General features: G+C 73.6%; 2 protein-coding genes. Both read right to left on the bottom strand.

The features are described 5' to 3' along the window. Window positions 1-101 precede the first annotated feature (101 nt). Window positions 102-7187, bottom strand: a complete 7086-nt coding sequence (locus JK361_RS35395; protein ID WP_201826271.1) for a non-ribosomal peptide synthetase — start codon at window positions 7185-7187, stop codon at window positions 102-104. Continuing rightward, the gene (locus tag JK361_RS35400) at window positions 7184-18550 is read right to left on the bottom strand and encodes a non-ribosomal peptide synthetase (RefSeq protein WP_201826273.1); all 11367 of its coding nucleotides are present in this window, start codon (window positions 18548-18550) and stop codon (window positions 7184-7186) included. Before JK361_RS35400 ends, JK361_RS35395 begins: the two co-directional genes overlap by 4 nt. Window positions 18551-18554 lie beyond the last annotated feature (4 nt).

Genomic DNA, 18554 nt, shown 5'->3' on the forward strand with positions numbered 1-18554 from the left:
CGGCAGGTTGTGGGCGGTTGGCGGCGGAGCCGTGTCCCGGGCGCGCGAAAGTGCCCGGACCCGCCGTGACGGCAGGTCCGGGCACTCCCGGTGCGGCGGGGTCAGCGGCGCGCGCCCCGCAGCTGCTCGCCCAGCACCTTGCCGATCTCCCGGAGCGGCTCGGCGCCGGTCAGCTCCCAGTGCTCGCAGTCGATGTCGTACTCCTCGATGTGGCCGGAAATGTACGGCGCCCAGGAGTCGGCGCCGGTGGCCGCGGCCGGCGTGCGGAGGGCGTTGAAGAACACCGCGTCGCCGCCGAACCGCAGCTCGGGCACGTACCGGTAGCGCAGGTGCAGATGCGCGGTCGTGGCCTCGACGACCGCGGCGGCCTGGGCCGGGTCCAGGGCGCCCAGGATCGGGTCCTCGCGCCGCAGCACGCCGGCGAGTTCGGCCGGGTCCGGCGCCGAGCCGGCGCATGCGACGTCGATTTCGGCGCCGCGGGTGCCGAGGAACGCCGTGAGGACCTCGCGTCCGTCGACGGCCGGGGCGGTGAAGCCGTCGGGCAGCGGATAGGCGTCCAGGAGCCCGAGCAGGGCCACCTCCTCGCCGAGCGCCTCCAGGCGGGCCGCGATCGCGTGCGCCACGAGTCCGCCGAAGGACCAGCCGAGCAGGTGGTACGGGCCGTGCGGCTGGACGGAGCGGATCTCGGCCACATAGGTGTCGGCCATCTCCGCCATGCTCCCGGGCCGCAGCGCCGGGTCGGTCAACTCCCGTGCCTGGAGGCCGATCAGCGGCCGGTCGCCGAGGTGCCTGAGCAGTCCGGCGTAGCACCAGCTCATCCCGGAGACCGGGTGGACGCAGAACAGCGGCGGCTCGTCGGTGTCCGACGCGGCCCGGATGGGCAGCAGCGTCTCCAGCGGGTCACCGCCCGCGTTCTCGCCGATGTGCTCGGCGAGCAGGGCGGGGGTCGGGTGCTGGAACAGGTCCCGGATGGTGACCGGGGTGTCCCAGACGGCGCGGATCCGGCCGATGAGCCGGGTGGCGAGCAGGGAGTGCCCGCCCAGGTGGAAGAAGTGGTCGTCGATGGTGACCGAGGGGACGCCGAGCACGGCCGTGTACAGGCCGCACAGGATCTCCTCGGCGGGGGTGCGCGGCGCCCGTCCGCCGCTCGTCCCGGTCCGCGGCGGCTCGGGCAGGGCGCGCCGGTCCAGCTTGCCGTTCACGGTGAGCGGCAGGGCGTCGAGGGCGACGACGGTGGCGGGCACCATGTACTCGGGCAGGGCGGCGGCCGCGTGCCGGCGCAGCTCGGCCGGGTCCACCGGGTCCGCCTTCGCGTCGGCGGCCACCACGTACGCCACCAGCCGCTTGTCGCCCGGCCGGTCCTCCCGGATCAGCACCGCGGCCTGGGCGAGCGACGGGTGCCGCAGCAGCGCGGACTCGATCTCGCCGGGCTCGATGCGGAACCCGCGCAGTTTGATCTGCTGGTCGGCCCGTCCCAGGTACTCCAGTGCGCCGTCCTGGCTCCAGCGGGCCAGGTCCCCGGTGCGGTACATCCGTGCGCCCGGCGCCCCGTGCGGGTCGGCCACGAAGCGTTCGGCGCTCAGCACCGGCTGGCCGATGTAGCCGTGGGCCAGGCCGTGCCCGGCGACGTACAGCTCCCCGGGTACGCCCGGCGGCAGCAGCCGCAGGTTCTCGTCGAGGACGTAGGCGTGCTTGCCGGCGACGGGCCGGCCGATGGGGATGGCGGGCGCGGCCGCGGTGATGGTGTGGGCGGTGGTGAAGCCCATGCTCTCCGCCGGGCCGTAGCCGTTGACCAGGTGGAGGTGGGGGTGGTCGGCCAGGGCCTTGGCGGTGTGCGCGGGGGAGGCCGCCTCGCCGGCCGTCATGGCCTCCCGCACCTGGGCGAAGACGGCCGGGTGCTCGTCGAGCATGTGGTTGAACAGGCTCGCCGACATCTGCAACGTGGTGATCCGGTGCTTCTCGACGAGTTCCGCGATCCGGTGCGGGTCGGTGTGCTGACCGGGTTGCAGCACGCACACCCCGCCGTGCAGCAGGGGCCCGAACACCTCCAGCGCGAACGCGTCCCAGGACACCGGTGAACTCTGGAGATAGGTCTGCTCGGGACCGAAGTCGAGGTAGTCCGGTCCGAGGAAGGTGGCCGCGAGCGCCCGGTGCGAGGCCGCGACCCCCTTGGGTGTCCCGGTCGAGCCCGAGGTGAACATGACGCAGGCGGTGGCCTCCGGGTGCCCGCCGGTCTCGACGGGCGTGCCCGGCAGGGCGCTGATCGCGGGCGCGTCCACGGTCAGGTCGATCAGCGGCGCCTCGGTGGGCAGCGCGACCAGGTGGCTCTGGCTGACCAGGGCGGACGGCCGCGTCTGGGCCAGCACGGTGGTGAGGCGCTCGGCCGGGAACTGCGGGTCGAGCACGGTGTATCCGGCGCCGGCCTTCAGGACCGCGAGGATCGCGGCGATCAGGTGCGGGGAGCGCTCCAGGTGCAGGGCGACCAGGCTGCCCGGTGCGACTCCGCGCGCGGTGAGGTGCCGGGCCAGCCGGTTGGACCACGTGTCCAGTTCGGCGTACGTCAGCCGCTGCTCCTCGTGGACCAGCGCGAGGGAGTCCGGGGTGCGGGCCGCCTGCCCGGCGAAGAGTCCGTCGAGGCCGAGGGCCGGGGCCGGGGTGGGCGCACCGCTCCACTCCAGCACCCGCCGGCGCTCGTCCCCGGACAGCAGCTCCAGCTCCGCCACCGGTACTTCGGGGGCGGCGACGGCGGCCTCCAGCAGCCGGACGAGACGGTCGGCGGTCGCCTCGACGGTGCGGGCGTCGTACAGGTCGGTGGCGTACTCGACGGTGATGTCCAGGCCGCCCGGCTCGCCCGCCGCGTCCCGGTGCTCGGCGAACGCGAAGGTGAGGTCGAACTTCGCGACCGAGGCCGACGGGAACAGGAACCGTCCTTCCAGTTCGCCGAGCCGGGGCGCCTCGGCGGCGGCGTCGCCGACGGTGAGCATGACCTGGAAGAGGGAGTGCCGGGCCGTGGTGCGCTCGGGGTTGAGGACCTCGACGAGCCGGTCGAAGGGGAGGTCCTGGTGGGCCCAGGCGGCCAGGTCGGTCTCGCGGACCCGGGTCAGCAGCTCGCGGAAGCTCGGGCCGCCGCTCAGGTCGGTGCGCAGGACGAGGGTGTTGACGAAGAAGCCGACGAGGTCGTCGAGCTTCTGGTCCGTGCGGCCGGCGACCGGGGAGCCGAGCGGGATGTCGTGGCCGGCGCCGGAGCGGGAGAGCAGCGCCGACACGGCGGCCTGGGCGGCCATGAACAGGGTGGCGCCGGTGTCCTGGGCCAGGGCGGTGAGCGCCCGGTGGAGCCGGGCGTCGCCGTGCACGGTGTGCGTGGTCCCCCGGTTGGAGGGCGTCGCCGGGCGGGCCCGGTCCGTCGGGAGGGTGGCCTCCTCCGGCAGCTCGGCCAGGGCGGTCTTCCAGTAGTCGAGCTGGCGTTCCTCGTCCGTGTCGATGAGCTGCTGCTGCCACAGCGCGTAGTCGGCGTACTGGACGGGCAGCGGCTCCCAGTCGGGTGCCTGCCCCTGGGTGCGGGCGGCGTAGGCGGCGGACAGGTCACGGAAGAGGGGGGCGTTGGACCAGCCGTCGGAGGCGATGTGGTGGATCACCAGCGAGAGCACGTGCGTCTGCTCGCCGAGCCGGAACAGGTGTGCCCGGAAGGGGAGTTCGCCGGCGAGGTCGAAGGTGCGCGCGGCCTCCGCGTGGAGCAGCCCGGTCAGGTCCTGCTCGGTGGCGGCGGTGAGCGGCAGCCTCACCGGGGCGCCCGGCAGGACGTGCTGGTACGGGCTGTTCTCGTGGACCGGGTAGACCGTGCGCAGGCTCTCGTGCCGGGCCACGAGGTCGGTGAGCGCCTGGCGCAGGGCCTCCCGGTCCAGCTCGCCGGTGAGGCGCAGGGCCATCGGGATGTTGTACGTCGCCGACGGGCCCTCCATCTGGTCCAGGAACCACAGCCGCTGCTGGGCCGAGGACAGCGGCACCCGTTCCGGGCGTTCCTGCGGGGCGAGGGCCGGCCGCCGGGTGTCACCGTTCGCCGCGGTGAGCCGCTCGGCGAGCAGGGCGACCGTCGGGTACTGGAACAGGTCGCGGATGGTGATCTCGGCGTCCCACACGGCACGGATGCGGCTGATGAGCCGGGTGGCGAGCAGCGAGTGCCCGCCGCGGCGGAAGAAGTGGTCGTCGATGGTGGCCGACGGCAGCCCCAGCACGGCCGCGAACAGCCCGCACAGCACCTCCTCGGCCGGGGTGCGGGGAGCCCGTCCCCCGCTGTCCGCGCTCTGCCTGGGCGCGGGCAGCGCTCGCCGGTCGATCTTGCCGTTGGTGGTCAGCGGCAGCGCGTCGAGGACCACGAACGCCGACGGGACCATGTATTCGGGCAGGGCGGCGGAGATCTCCCGCTGCACCTCCTCCCCGTCCAGCCGCTCGTCCTGGGCGGCGACGAGGTAGGCGACGAGCCGCTTGTCGCCGGGCCGGTCCTCGCGGACGACGACCGTGGCCTGGGCGACGGAGGCGTGCGCGGTCAGCGCGCTCTCGATCTCGCCCGGTTCGATGCGGAAGCCGCGGAGCTTGACCTGCTGGTCGGCCCGGCCCAGGTACTCCAGCGAGCCCTCGTGGTTCCAGCGGACCAGGTCGCCGGTGCGGTACATGCGCTGGCCCAAGGGGCCGTACGGGTCCGCGACGAAGCGTTCCGCCGTCATCTGGGGGCGGTTGAGGTAGCCCTGGGCGAGGCCCGCGCCCGCGATGTACAGCTCGCCGGGGGTGCCGGGCGGCACCAGCCGCAGCGCGGGGTCCAGGACGTACAGCCGGTGGTTGTCGAGTGCCTCGCCGATCGGGACGGTGCCCGGGTGGTCGAAGGGGCGGCGGATGCGGTGGGTGGCGGCGAAGGTGGTGGTCTCCGTCGGGCCGTAGCCGTTGACGACGGTCGTGTCCGGGCAGTGCTCGTGGATACGGCGCACGGCCTCCGGCGGTACGACGTCGCCGCCCGCCCACACCTCCCGGACGGTGGCGAAGGCGTCGGGTGCCTCCTCCGCCATGACCCGGAACAGGCCCGCCGTCAGCCACAGGCTCGTGATGCCGTAGGTGTCGATCAGCCGCCGGTAGCCCGCCGGGTCGAGGTGGCCGGGCGGTGCGACGACGAGGGTGCCGCCGTTGAGCCACGGCACCCAGATCTCGTACGTCGACGCGTCGAACGCGGCCGGCGAGTGGAACAGCACCCGGCGGTGGTGGCCGCCCGCGTACCGGGACTGGGCGGCCAGGTCGGCGACGTTGCGGTGGGTGACGGCGACGCCCTTCGGGATGCCGGTCGAGCCCGAGGTGAACATGGCGTACACCGGCTCGTCAGGGTGGGCGGCGGGCACCGGCGCGGTGGCGGGCAGGCCCTCCGGGACCGAGGTGCCGTCCAGGACGACGACGCGGGCCGAGGTGGCGGCGGCCACCGGGTGGTCGGCCAGCGCCTCGTCGGTGAGCAGCACCGGGGCCCCGGTGTCGGTGAGGATCTGCATCAGACGGGTGTCCGGGTCGGTGGTGTTCAGCGGCGCGTACACCGCGCCCGCCTTCACCACCCCCAGCAGTGCGGTGAGCAGCCCGGCCGAGCGTTCCATCAGGACGGCGACCACGTCACCGCGCCGGATCCCGAGGCCGACCAGGTGGTGGGCGTAGCGGTTGGTGAGTTCGTCCAGCTCGGCATAGCTGAAGTCCTGGTACTCGTCGACCATCGCGACCGCGTCCGGGGTGCGGGCGGCCTGCGCGGAGAACAGCTCGGCGAGGCTCGCGTCCGGGGTGCCGGTGGCCGGGCCCGCCCACTCCTCGAGGAGTTGCCGGCGCTCGTGCTCGCCGAGCAGGTCGAGGACGGACAGCGGGGTGTCCGGCGAGGTCAGCACCGACTCCAGGAGCCGCCGCAGCCGGGCCATGAGGGCGTCGATCGTGCGGTCCTCGTACAGGTCGGTGGCGTACTCGATGGTGATGTCCAGGCCGTGGGGGCGCCCGTCCCGGGTGCGGTGCTCGGCGAATCCGAAGGTGAGGTCGAACTTGGCGATCTGAAGCTCGTTGTACTCGGTCCGGGCGTCCAGACCGGGGAAGCCGACCGTGTCCGAACCGGCCTCGCCGAGGGTGAGCATGACCTGGAACAGGGGGTGCCGGGACGCGGACCGTTCCGGGTTGAGCACCTCCACCAGCCGGTCGAAGGGCAGGTCCTGGTGGTTCCAGGCGGCCAGGTCGGTCTTGCGCACCCGGTCGAGCAGCTCGCGGAAGCTCGGGTCGCCGCTCAGGTCGGTGCGCAGCACGAGCGTGTTGACGAAGAAGCCGACCAGACCGTCCAGCGCCTCGTCGATCCGCCCGGAGACCGGTGAGCCGAGCGGGATGTCGAGCCCGGCGCCGGAGCGGGACAGCACGGTCGCGACCGCCGCCTGCACCGCCATGAACAGGGTGGCCCCCGACTCCCGCGCCAGGTGCGTGAGCCCGGTGTGCAGGTCGGCCGGCAGGTGGTCGGTGCGCAGACCGCCGCGGTAGGAGGCGGCGGCCGGGCGGGGGCGGTCGGCGGGGAGCGTGGCCTCCTCGGGAAGCCCTTCCAGCGCCTCCTGCCAGAAGGCGAGCTGCCGCGCACCGGTGCTCTCCGGGTCGTCGGCCTCGCCGAGCAGCTCCTGCTGCCACAGGGTGTAGTCGGCGTACTGCACCGGCAGCGGCTCCCAGCCGGGGACCAGTCCCTGGGCGCGCGCCCCGTAGGCGGTGGCCAGGTCGGCGAGCAGCGGGCCGGTCGAGCCGCCGTCGGTGACGATGTGGTGCATCACCACCAGCAGCACGTGCTCCCGCTCGCCCAGCGCGATGAGCCGCGCCCGTATCGGCAGGTCGGCCGCGAGGTGGAAGACCTGCGCGGACTCCTCGGCGAGTACGGCCGCCAGCGTCTCACCGGTCGCCGGCACCACCGGCAGCTCGAACTCCACCTCCTGCTCGTCGAGGATGTGCTGGTACGGCGTCCCGTTCCGGTCCGGGAACAGCGTCCGCAGGCTCTCGTGCCGGCCGATCACATCGGTGATCGCCGACTTCAGTGCTCCCCGGTCGAGTCCACCGGTCAGCCGGACGGCCAGGGGGATGTTGTAGGTCGTCGAGGGGCCCTCCATCTGGGCGATGAACCACAGACGTTGCTGGGCGAAGGACAAGGGGATCACTTGGTCGCTCCCATCCGGCGCATCGGCCGCAGTTTGGGCCTTGCGGCCTCGGCGCCGTCGAGCTTCTCGACGAGCGTTGCCACGATCGGGTTTTCGAAGAGGGTCGCCAGGGAGACCTCGACCCCGAGCACGGTGCGGATCCGGCCCACGAGCCGGGTGGCGAGCAGGGAATGTCCGCCGAGGTGGAAGAAGTGGTCGTCGATGGTGACGGAGGGCAGGCCGAGGATCTCGGCGAAGAGCCCGCACAGCACTTCTTCCTTGGGTGTGCGGGGCGCGCGCCCGCCGGTGGCGTCCTCGGCGGCCGCCGGCGCGGGCAGGGCCTTGCGGTCCACCTTGCCGTTGCCGGTCAGCGGGATCGCGTCCAGCAGCATCAGCGCCGAGGGCACCATGTACTCCGGCAGCAGCCCCGCCGTCCGCCGCTTCACGTCCTCGACGTCGACGCCCGCGTCGCCCTGTGCTGTGAGGTAGGCGACGAGCCGTTTGTCGCCGGGGCGGTCCTCGCGGACGGTGACGACGGCCTGGCCGACGGCCGGGTGTCCCGCCAGGACGCTCTCGATCTCGCCGGTCTCGATGCGGAAGCCGCGCAGCTTGACCTGCTGGTCGGCGCGGCCGAGGTACTCCAGGGAGCCCCGGTCGTTCCAGCGGACCAGGTCGCCCGTGCGGTACATCCGGCCGCCCGGGGGGCCGTAGGGGTCGGCGACGAAGCGGTCGGCGGTGAGGGAGGGCCGGTCGAGGTAGCCCTGGGCGAGGCCGGCACCGGCGATGTACAGCTCTCCGGGGGTGCCCGGCGGTACCAGGCGCAGCGCGGGGTCGAGGACGTAGAGGCGGTGGTTGTCGAGGGCCTCGCCGATCGGGACCGGGCCGGCCTGTGCGAAGGGCCGCCCGACGTGGTGGGTGGCCGCGAAGGTGGTGGTCTCCGTCGGTCCGTACCCGTTGACGACGGTCGTCCGCGGGCAGTGTTCGTACACCCGTCGTACGGCCTCGGGGGGTACGACGTCGCCGCCGGCCCAGACCTCGCGCACGTCCGCGAAGGTCTCGGGGGCTTCCTCGGCGATGAGCCGGAAGAGTCCGGCGGTGAGCCAGAGGGCGGTGATGCCGTGCCGTGCGATGAGCTGCTGGTAGGCGGCGGTGTCGAGGTGCCCGGCGGGGGCGACGACCAGGGTTCCACCGGTCAGCCAGGGCACCCACATCTCGTAGGTGGAGGCGTCGAAGGCCATGGGGGAGTGGAACAGGACGCGGTCGTGGTTGCCGTTCGCGTACATCCGCTGCTGCGCGAGGTCGGCCACGTTCCGGTGGGTGACCGCGACGCCCTTGGGGACGCCGGTCGAGCCGGAGGTGAACATGGCGTACACCGGCTGGTCCGGATGCACCCGCACCCCGGGGTCGCCCTGGTTCTCGGAGGCCGCCCCGCTCGGGATCACCTTGGCGCCCTCGGGCAGCCGTACCGCTCCGGGCTCGCGGTCCGTGACGAAGAAGTCGACGGCGGACTGCTCGACGATGAGCTGGACGCGCTCCATCGGGTACCGGGTGTCGAGCGGCACGTACACCGCACCGGCCTTGACGACCGCGAGGGTGGCGACGACCGCGTTCACGGACCGTTCCTGGAAGAGGGCGACCCGGCTGCCGGCCACGACTCCTTCCGCGATCAGCCGGTGCGCCGCGCTGTTGGCCAGCGCGTCGAGTTCCCGGTACGTCAGCTCCTGGTCGCCGTGGACGAGGGCCACGGCGTCCGGGGTCCGGGCGGCCTGCGCGGCGAACAGCTCCCCGAGCCCGGCGCCGGCGCTGCCGGTGACCGTGCCCGCCCGCTGCTCCAGCAGCAGGTGCCGCTCGTCCGAGGACAGCAGCTCCACTCCGGTCACCGGGACCCCGGGGTCGTCCGCGACGGCTTCCAGCAGTCGGAGGAGACGGTCCGCGGTCGCCTCGATGGTGCTCGCGTCGTACAGGTCGGTGGCGTACTCGACCGTGATGTCCAGGCCGTCCGGCTGCCCGTCCGCCCCCCGGTGCTCCGCGAAGCCGAAGGTGAGGTCGAACTTGGCGATCTCCACCTCGGAGAACTCGTACGCCGTCTCCAGGCCGGGGAGTTCGGGCGCGTCGGCCTCGGTGTCGCCGAGCGTGAGCATCACCTGGAAGAGGGGGTGCCGGGCCGGGGTGCGCTCCGGGTTGAGGATCTCGACCAGCCGGTCGAAGGGCAGGTCCTGGTGGTTCCAGGCCGAGAGGTCGGTCTCCCGGACGCGGTGCAGCAGGTCCCGGAAGCTCGGGTCGCCGGTGAGGTCGGTGCGCAGGACGAGGGTGTTGACGAAGAAGCCGACGAGGTCGTCGAGCTGCTGGTCGGTGCGGCCGGCGACCGGGGAGCCGAGCGGGATGTCGTACCCGGCGCCGGACCGGGCCAGCAGGGCGGACACGGCGGCCTGGGCCACCATGAACAGGGTGGTCCCGGTTTCCTGGGCCAGCGCGGTGAGCGCCGTGTGCAGCCCGGCACTCCCGTGGACCGTGTGGGTGCTGCCCCGGTTGGAGGCGGTCGCCGGCCGCGGGCGGTCGGCCGGGAGGGTGGCCTCCTCCGGCAGGTCGCTCAACGACTGCCGCCAGAAGTCGAGTTGGCGCTCCTCGTCGTCCGCCATGAGCTGCTGCTGCCAGAGCGCGTAGTCGGCGTACTGGACGGGCAGCGGCTCCCAGCCGGGTGCCCGGCCCTCGGTGCGGGCGGCGTAGGCGGCGGACAGGTCGCGGAAGAGGGGCGCGTTGGACCAGCCGTCGGAGGCGATGTGGTGGATGACCAGGTGCAGGACGTGCTCGTGCTCGTCCAGCCGCAGCAGCCCGGCCCGGAGCGGGATGTGGGATGCCAGGTCGAAGGCGGTGGCGGAGAGTTCGGCCAGCCGGGCGGCGAGCGTGTCCGGGGTGACCGGGAGGACCGGCAGGTCCACCGGCTCCGGCGCCCGCACCGACTGGTAGGCCTTGCCGTCGTGGACCGGGAAGACCGTGCGCAGGCTCTCGTGGCGGGTGACGAGGTCGGTGAGGGCCTGCCGCAGGGCGTCGACGTCCACGCGGCCGGTGAGCCGCAGCGCCATCGGGATGTTGTACGTCGCCGACGGGCCCTCCATCTGGTCCAGGAACCACAGCCGCTGCTGCGCCGAGGACAGCGGGACGCGCTCGGGGCGCTCCTGCGCACGGGTCAGCGCGGCCCGGGGCAGCTCGCCGTTGCTCTCGGCGATGCGCTCGGTGATCCGCTCGGACAGCGCGACCACGGTCGCGTGCCGGAACAGGTCCTTGACGCCGAGCTGCACGCCGAAGGCCTGGCGGATCCGGCTGATGAGGCGGGTGGCGAGCAGGGAGTGGCCGCCCCGGTGGAAGAAGTGGTCGTCGATGGTGGCCGACGGGAGTCCGAGGACCGCCGCGAACAGGCCGCACAGGACCTCTTCCTGCGGGTTGCGCGGGGCGCGTCCGATGACGTCGTGGATGACCTGCGGGGCGGGCAGCGCACGCCGGTCGATCTTGCCGTTGGCGGTGAGCGGAATCGCGTCGAGGAGGACGAACGCCGACGGGACCATGTACTCGGGGAGCGCCGCGGCGGTGTGCCGGCGCAGGTCGCCCAGGTCCACGCTGTCCCCGGCGGGCACGAGGTAGGCGACGAGCCGCTTGTCCCCGGGCCGGTCCTCGCGGACGATCACCGTGGCCTGGACGACCGCCGGGTGCGCGGTCAGCGCGCCCTCGATCTCGCCGAGTTCGATACGGAAGCCGCGCAGCTTGACCTGCTGGTCGGCCCGGCCGAGGTACTCCAGCGAGCCCTCGTGGTTCCACCGCACCAGGTCGCCGGTGCGGTACATCCGGGAGCCCGGCCCGCCGTACGGGTCGGCGACGAACCGCTCGGCGGTGAGCGACGGGCGGCCCACGTAACCGCGAGCCAGACCGGCCCCGGCGATGTACAGCTCGCCGGGCGCGCCGGCCGGCACGAGGCGGAGCGCGGGGTCGAGGACGTAGAGGCGGTGGTTGTCGAGTGCCTCGCCGATCGGGATCGTTCCGGGGTGGTCGCAGGGGCGGCGGATGCGGTGGGTGGCGGCGAAGGTGGTGGTCTCGGTCGGCCCGTAGCCGTTGACGACGGTCGTGTCCGGGCAGTGCTCCTGGATCCGCCGCACCGCCTCCGGTGAGACGACGTCACCGCCGGCCCACACCTCCCGGACCCCGGCGAAGGCATCCGGCACCTCCTCGGCCATCACCCGGAACAGCCCCGCCGTCAGCCACAGACTCGTGATCGAGTGCCGGGCGAGCAGCTCGCCCAGCGTGTCGGTCTCCAGGTGGCCCCGGGGCGCCACGACGACCGTGCCGCCGGTCAGCCACGGCACCCAGATCTCGTAGGTGGATGCGTCGAAGGTGTGCGGGGAGTGGAAGAGGACCCGCTGGTGGCCGTCGCCCGCGTACATCCGCTGGCGGGCCAGGTCGGCCACGTTCCGGTGGGTGACGGCGACACCCTTGGGGACACCGGTCGAGCCGGAGGTGAACATGACGTACAGCCACTGGTCGGGGTGGGTGGCGGCGGTGTGCCCCGTCGCGGGGCGGCCGTCGAGTTCCTTGCGGTCGACGACGAGGTCCCGGGCCTGTGCCCTGGTGACCAGCGGATGGTCGGCCAGCGCCCGGTCGGTGATCAGCACCGGCGCGTCGAGCTCGTCGAGGATCTGGATGTGGCGGGCGTCCGGGTCGGCCGGGTTGAGGGGCGCGTAGGCGCCGCCCGCCTTCACGACCGCGAGCATGGCGACCAGGAGATCGGCCGAGCGCTCCATCATCAGGGCCACGACGGATTCGGGGCCGACCCCGAGGCCGGTGATCCGCTGCGCGAACCGGTCGGCCTCGGCGTCCAGTTCGGCGTAGGTGAGGGTGCGCTCCTCGGACGCCACGGCGACCGCGTCCGGCGTACGGGCCACCTGCGCGGCGAACAGCTCCGCGATGCCCGCGTCCGGCAGGGCGCCGTCGGTGACCGGGCCCGCGCCCAGCCCCAACAGCCGCTCCCGCTCCTCGGGTCCGGTGAACTCCAGCTCACCGACGGGCAGTTCCGGCGCGGCGACGGCCGCTTCCAGCAGCCGTACCAGACGGTCCGCGAGCCCTTCGACGGTCCGGGCGTCATACAGGTCCGTCGCGTACTCGACGGCCAGGTCCAGGCCGTCGGGACGGCCGTCGGGCGTCCGGTGCTCGTGGAAGGAGAAGGTCAGGTCGAACTTGGCGATCTCCAGCGGGGTGAAGCCCGACTCGGTGTGCACCCCGGGGAGTTCGAGGACCGGCTTGGCCGCGTCCTGGAGGGTGAGGGCCACCTGGAAGAGCGGGTGGCGGGCGGTGCTGCGCTCGGGGTTGAGGATCTCGACGAGCCGGTCGAAGGGCAGGTCCTGGTGGGCCCAGGCGGCCAGGTCGGTCTCCCGGACCCGGTCGAGCAGCTCGCGGAAGGACGGGTCCCCGCCGACATCGGTGCGCAGCACCAGGCTGTTGACGAAGAAGCCCACCAGGTCGTCGAGGCGCTGGTCGGTGCGGCCCGCGATCGGCGCCCCGATCGGGATGTCCGTGCCGGCACCGGAGCGGGCCAGCGCGGTCGCCACCGCGGCCTGCGCCACCATGAACAGGGTCGTCCCGGTCTCCCGGGCCAGCCGGGTCAGCGCCTCGTGCAGCGCGGGCGGGCACTGCACGGCGTGCGTACGGCCCCTGAAGCTCGCGGTCGCCGGCCGCGGCCGGTCGGCCGGCAGGGTGGCCTCCTCGGGCAGCTCGCCCAGCGTCTGCCGCCAGAACTCGGCCTGCCGTTCCCCGTCCGCGGCGAGCAGCTCCTCCTGCCAGAGGGTGTAGTCGGCGTACTGGACGGGCAGCGGCTCCCACTCGGGCGCCCGGCCCTCGACGCGGGCGGTGTAGGCGGTCGCCGCATCACGCAGGAAGGGGGCGGTGGACCAGCCGTCGGAGACGATGTGGTGCATGACGACGAGGAGCACGTGGTCCTGCGCTCCGGTCGTGAACACGGTCGCCCTGAGGGGGAGTTCGGCAGCCAGGTCGAAGGTGCGGGCCGCCTCGGCGCCGAGCAGGGCGTCCAGGGTGTGCTCGTCGGCCGGGACGACCGGCAGGTCCAGGCGGATCTCCCCGGCCGGCAGCACCACCTGCCCGGCCTCCCCGTCCGCCGCCGAGAACAGCGTCCGCAGACTCTCGTGGCGGACGACGGTGTCGGTCAGCGCGAGCCGCAGCGCGTCGATGTCGACGGGACCGGTGAGCCGCAGCGCGAGCGGGATGTTGTACGTCGCCGACGGGCCCTCCAGCTGGTCCAGGAACCACAGCCTGCGCTGCCCGAACGACAGCGGCACCCGCTCCGGCCGGCCCACCTCCCGCAGCACCGGCCGCTGTGCGTCCTCCCCGCCCCGCAGCTCCACCAGCTCCGCCAGCGCGGCCGGGGTCGGCCCCTGGAAGAGGTCCTTGACGGTGATGCCCACGCCGAAGGCCTGCCGGATCCGGCTGATGAGCCGGGTGGCGAGCAGGGAATGGCCGCCGAGGTGGAAGAAGTGGTCGTCGATGGTGACGTGCGCCAGCCCGAGGATCTCCGCGAACAGACCGCACAGCACCTCCTCGCCGGGGTTGCGCGGCGCGCGTCCGACGGCCGCGTCCTGGCCGGCGGAAGGCGCGGGCAGGGCCTTGCGGTCCACCTTGCCGTTGTTGGTCAGCGGGATCGCGTCCATGACGACGAACGCGGACGGGACCATGTACTCCGGCAGGGCACCCGCGGCCCGGCGGCGGAGGTCGTTCAGGTCGATCCCGTCCTCGGCGGGCACGACGTACGCCACCAGGCGCTTGTCGCCGGGGCGGTCCTCGCGGACGGTGACGACGGCCTGGCCGACGGCCGGGTGTCCCGCCAGGACGCTCTCGATCTCGCCGGTCTCGATCCGGAAGCCGCGCAGCTTGACCTGCTGGTCGGCGCGGCCGAGGTACTCCAGGGAGCCCCGGTCGTTCCAGCGGACCAGGTCCCCGGAGCGGTACATCCGCGACCCCGGCGCCCCGAACGGGTCGGCGACGAAGCGGTCGGCGGTGAGGGAGGGCCGGTCCAGGTAGCCCTGGGCGAGGCCGGCACCGGCGATGTACAGCTCTCCGGGGGTGCCCGGCGGTACCAGGCGCAGCGCGGGGTCGAGGACGTAGAGGCGGTGGTTGTCGAGGGCCTCGCCGATCGGGACCGGGCCTGCCGCGTTGAAGGGGTGTGTGACGTGGTGGGTGGCGGCGAAGGTGGTGGTCTCGGTGGGCCCGTAGCCGTTGACCACGGTGAGCCGCGGGTTGTGGTCCAGTACCCGTCGTACGGCCTCGGGGGGTACGACGTCGCCGCCGGCCCAGACCTCCCGCACGTCCGCGAAGGTCTCGGGGGCTTCCTCGGCGATGAGCCGGAAGAGTCCGGCGGTGAGCCAGAGGGCGGTGATGCCGTGCCGTGCGATGAGCTGCTGGTAGGCGGCGGTGTCGAGGTGCCCGGCGGGGGCGACGACCAGGGTTCCACCGGTCAGCCAGGGCACCCACATCTCGTAGGTGGAGGCGTCGAAGGCCATCGGCGAGTGGAACAGGACGCGGTCGTGGTTGCCGTTCGCGTACATCCGCTGGCGTGCGAGGTCGGCCACGTTCCGGTGGGTGACCGCGACGCCCTTGGGGACGCCGGTCGAGCCGGAGGTGAACATGGCGTACACCGGCTGGTCCGGATGCACCCGCACGCCCGGATCGCCCGTGTCCGTGCCGGCACCGTCCAGGCCGGCGACGTGCAGCAGGCGGGCGTCGGCCGGGAGCTGGAGGCCGGCGATGTCCGTGTCCGTGAGGAAGTGGCCGATGCTCGACTGGGCGACGATCAGCTGGATGCGGTCCACGGGGTAGCGGGTGTCGAGCGGGACGTACACGGCGCCCGTCTTCACCACGGCCAGGGTGGCGACGACCGCGTTCACCGACCGCTCCTGGAAGAGCGCGACCCGGCTGCCGGCGCCGACGCCCTCCGCGATCAGCCGGTGGGCGAGCCGGTTCGCCCGCTCGTCCAGTTCCCGGTACGTCAGCTCCTGGTCGCCGTGGACGACGGCCACGGCGTCCGGGGTCCGGGCGGCCTGAGCGGCGAACAGCTCCCCGAGCCCGGCGCCGGCGCCCGCGGTGACCGTGCCCGCCCGCTGCTCCAGCAGCAGGTGCCGCTCGCCCGGGGAGAGCAGCTCCAGCTCCGTGACCGGGAGGTCGGGCGCCTCGGCCACCGCCGTCAGCAGGCGCACGAGCCGGGCCGCGGACGCCTCGATCGTGCCCGCGTCGTACAGGTCGGTCGCGTACTCGACCGTGATGTCCAGGCCGTCCGGCCGCCCGTCCGCGCCCCGGTGCTCGGCGAAGGAGAAGGTCAGGTCGAACTTGGCGGCCTCGAGCCAGGTGAACTCGGCGCGGGTGTCGAGGCCCTCGGCGGCCAGGGTGGGCGTGGCCGCGTCGGTCAGGGTCAGCATGACCTGGAACAGGGGGTGCCGGGAGGCGGACCGCTCGGGGTTGAGGACCTCGACGAGCCGGTCGAAGGGGAGGTCCTGGTGGGCCCAGGCGGCCAGGTCGGTCTCGCGGACCCGGGTCAGCAGCTCGCGGAAGCTCGGGCCGCCGCTCAGGTCGGTGCGCAGGACGAGGGTGTTGACGAAGAAGCCGACGAGGTCGTCGAGCTGCTGGTCCGTGCGGCCGGCGATCGGTGAGCCGAGCGGGATGTCGTGGCCGGCGCCGGAGCGGGAGAGCAGGGTCGACACCGCCGCCTGCGCCACCATGAACACCGACGCCCCGGACTCGCGGGCCAGCCCGGCCAGCGCCGCGTGCACCGAGGGCGGGCAGTGCACGGTGTGCGTGGCGCCCCGGTAGGAGGCGACCGCGGGCCGCGGCCGGACCGCCGGCAGGGTGACCTCCTCCGGCAGGCCGGCCAGGGCCGACCGCCAGAAGTCCAGCTGGACCTCCTCGCAGCCCTCCAGCAGCTTCTCCTGCCACAGGGTGTAGTCGGCGTACTGCACCGGCAGCGGCTCCCAGACCGGGCGCTGCCCGCGCGAGCGGGTCGTGTAGGCGGTGCTCAGGTCCCGCATCAGCGGCTGGTAGGACCAGCCGTCCGACACGATGTGGTGCATCACGACCAGCAGCACGTGCTCCCGCTCGCCGAGGCTGAACAGCGAGGCGCGGACCGGGAGTTCGCCGGCCAGGTCGAAGGTCCGCGCCGCCTCGGCCGCGAGCAGGCCCGGCACCGTCGCCTCGCTCGCCGCGGTGACCGGCAGCCGCACGCGCACCGCGTCCGCGGGCAGCACCCGCTGATGGGTCCGGCCGCCCTCCGTGCCGAAGACCGTGCGCAGGCTCTCGTGCCGGCCCACCACATCGGTGAACGCCGACTCCAGCGCGGGGACGTCCAGTGCACCCCTGATCCGCACGGTCAGCGGGATGTTGTACGTCGCCGAGGGGCCCTCCAGCTGGTCCAGGAACCACAGCCGCTGCTGGGCCGCCGACAGCGGAAGCAGCCGGGGCCGCTCCTCGGCGGCCGTCAGCTCGGGGCGCCCGGACTCGCCGCCGTCGGTGGCGATGTACCCGGCGAGCAGGGCCACCGTCGGGTGCTTGAAGAACTCCCGCAGGGTGAGCTGGACACCGAGCGTGGTGCGGACGCGGCTGACCAGGCGGGTGGCGAGCAGCGAGTGGCCGCCGACGGCGAAGAAGTCGTCGTCGATGCCGATCGAGGGCAGTCCCAGCGCGTGCGCGAACAGGCCGCTCAACACCTCCTCGACGCCGTTGCGCGCCACCCGGCCGTTCGCCTTCGTCCCGGCGCCGGGCGCGGGCAGCGCCCGCCGGTCCAGCTTGCCGTTGGGGGTCAGCGGCAGCGTGCCGAGCGGGACGATCGCCGACGGGACCATGTACTCGACCAGTTCCCGGCCGGCGTAGCGCAGCAGCTCGGCCGTGTCGACGACCCCCTCGACGGCCGGGACGACGTACGCCACCAGGCGCTTGTCGCCGGGGCGGTCCTCGCGGACGATCACCGCGGCCTGGTTCACGGACGGGTGGCCGGTCAGCACCGTCTCGATCTCGCCCGGCTCGATGCGGTTGCCGCGCAGCTTGATCTGCTGGTCGGCGCGTCCCTGGAAGACGATCTCGCCGTGCTCGTTCCAGGCGGCGAGGTCGCCGGTGCGGTACATGCGGCTGCCGGCCGGTCCGTACGGGTCGGCGGTGAAGCGTTCGGCGGTGGTGCCCGGACGGCGGCTGTAGCCCTGCGCCAGGTGCGGTCCGGCGACATAGAGTTCCCCGGTCTCGCCGGGGGCCGTGTGGCGCAGGCCGGCGTCCAGGACGTACATCGCGGTGTTGGCCATCGGGACGCCCAGGTGCAGGCGGTCCAGGGTGCGCACCTCGGGGGTGAACGCCTGGTAGCTGCAGAAGACGGTGGCCTCGGTCGGGCCGTAGACGTGCACGACCGTGGTGTCCGGGCAGTGGTCGAGGACCTTCTGGAGTGCGGTCGCCGACAGCACGTCGCCGCCGGTCCAGATCTCCCGCAGCCGGGCCAGGCCCCCGATCGCCTCGCCGGCCATCGCGTCGAAGAGGGCCGTGGTGAAGTAGGCGGCGGTCGCGTCGTGCCGGGCGATGGCCTCGGCCAGCTCGCCGATGTCGATCTTCGGGGCGGACAGGATCACGGCCAGCCCGCCGCGCAGCAGCGGCACCCACAGCTCGTACGTCGAGGAGTCGAAGGCCAGCGGCGAGTAGGCGAGGACCCGCTCGTGGGCCGCGGTGCCGAAGCCGGGGTCCAGGGCCAGCTCCACCACGTTGCGGTGGGTGTTGACGACTCCCTTGGGGGTGCCGGTGGAGCCGGAGGTGAACATCACGTACAGCGCCTGGTCCGGGTGGACCTGGACCTGGGGCGCGGGCGCGGGGTCGTACGAGAGCAGGCTCGCGTCGCTCACCCGCAGGGCGGGCAGCTCCCCCGCGAAGGCGGTCTCCTCCGGCGTCTGCCGGTCCGTCACCAGCAGCACGGCGGAGGTGTTGTCGAGGATCCAGCTCTGCCGCTCGTCCCGCTGGCGCGGGTCCAGCGGAACGTACACGCCGCCCGCCTTGAGGACGGCCAGCACGGTCACGACGTAGGCCGAAGAGCGGTCGAAGAGCAGGCCGACCGCGTCCGAGGGGCCCACGCCCGCGTCGATCAGCCGGTGCGCCAGGGCGTCGGAGGCGCCGTCCAGCTCCCGGTAGGTGAGCGCGCGCTCCCCGCTCACCAGGGCGACCGCGTCGGGGGTGCGTGCGGCCTGCGCGGCGAACAGCTCGTGCAGGGCGCCGGCGGGGAGGGCCACCGCCGTGTCGTTGTACGCGGCGATGTGCGCGGGCACGCCGTCGGCGCCCGTGGAGAGAGCCGGTTCGGCTTGCTGCTGGGACATCTCG

Origin of the sequence: Streptomyces musisoli (assembly GCF_016741855.1) — a bacterium.
Taxonomy (GTDB): Bacteria; Actinomycetota; Actinomycetes; order Streptomycetales; family Streptomycetaceae; genus Streptomyces; species Streptomyces musisoli.

Coding starts and splice junctions, on each gene's coding strand:
- JK361_RS35400 (WP_201826273.1), bottom strand. CDS start 18,550: ATGTCCCAGCAGCAAGCCGAACCGGCTCTCTCCACGGGCGCCGACGGC.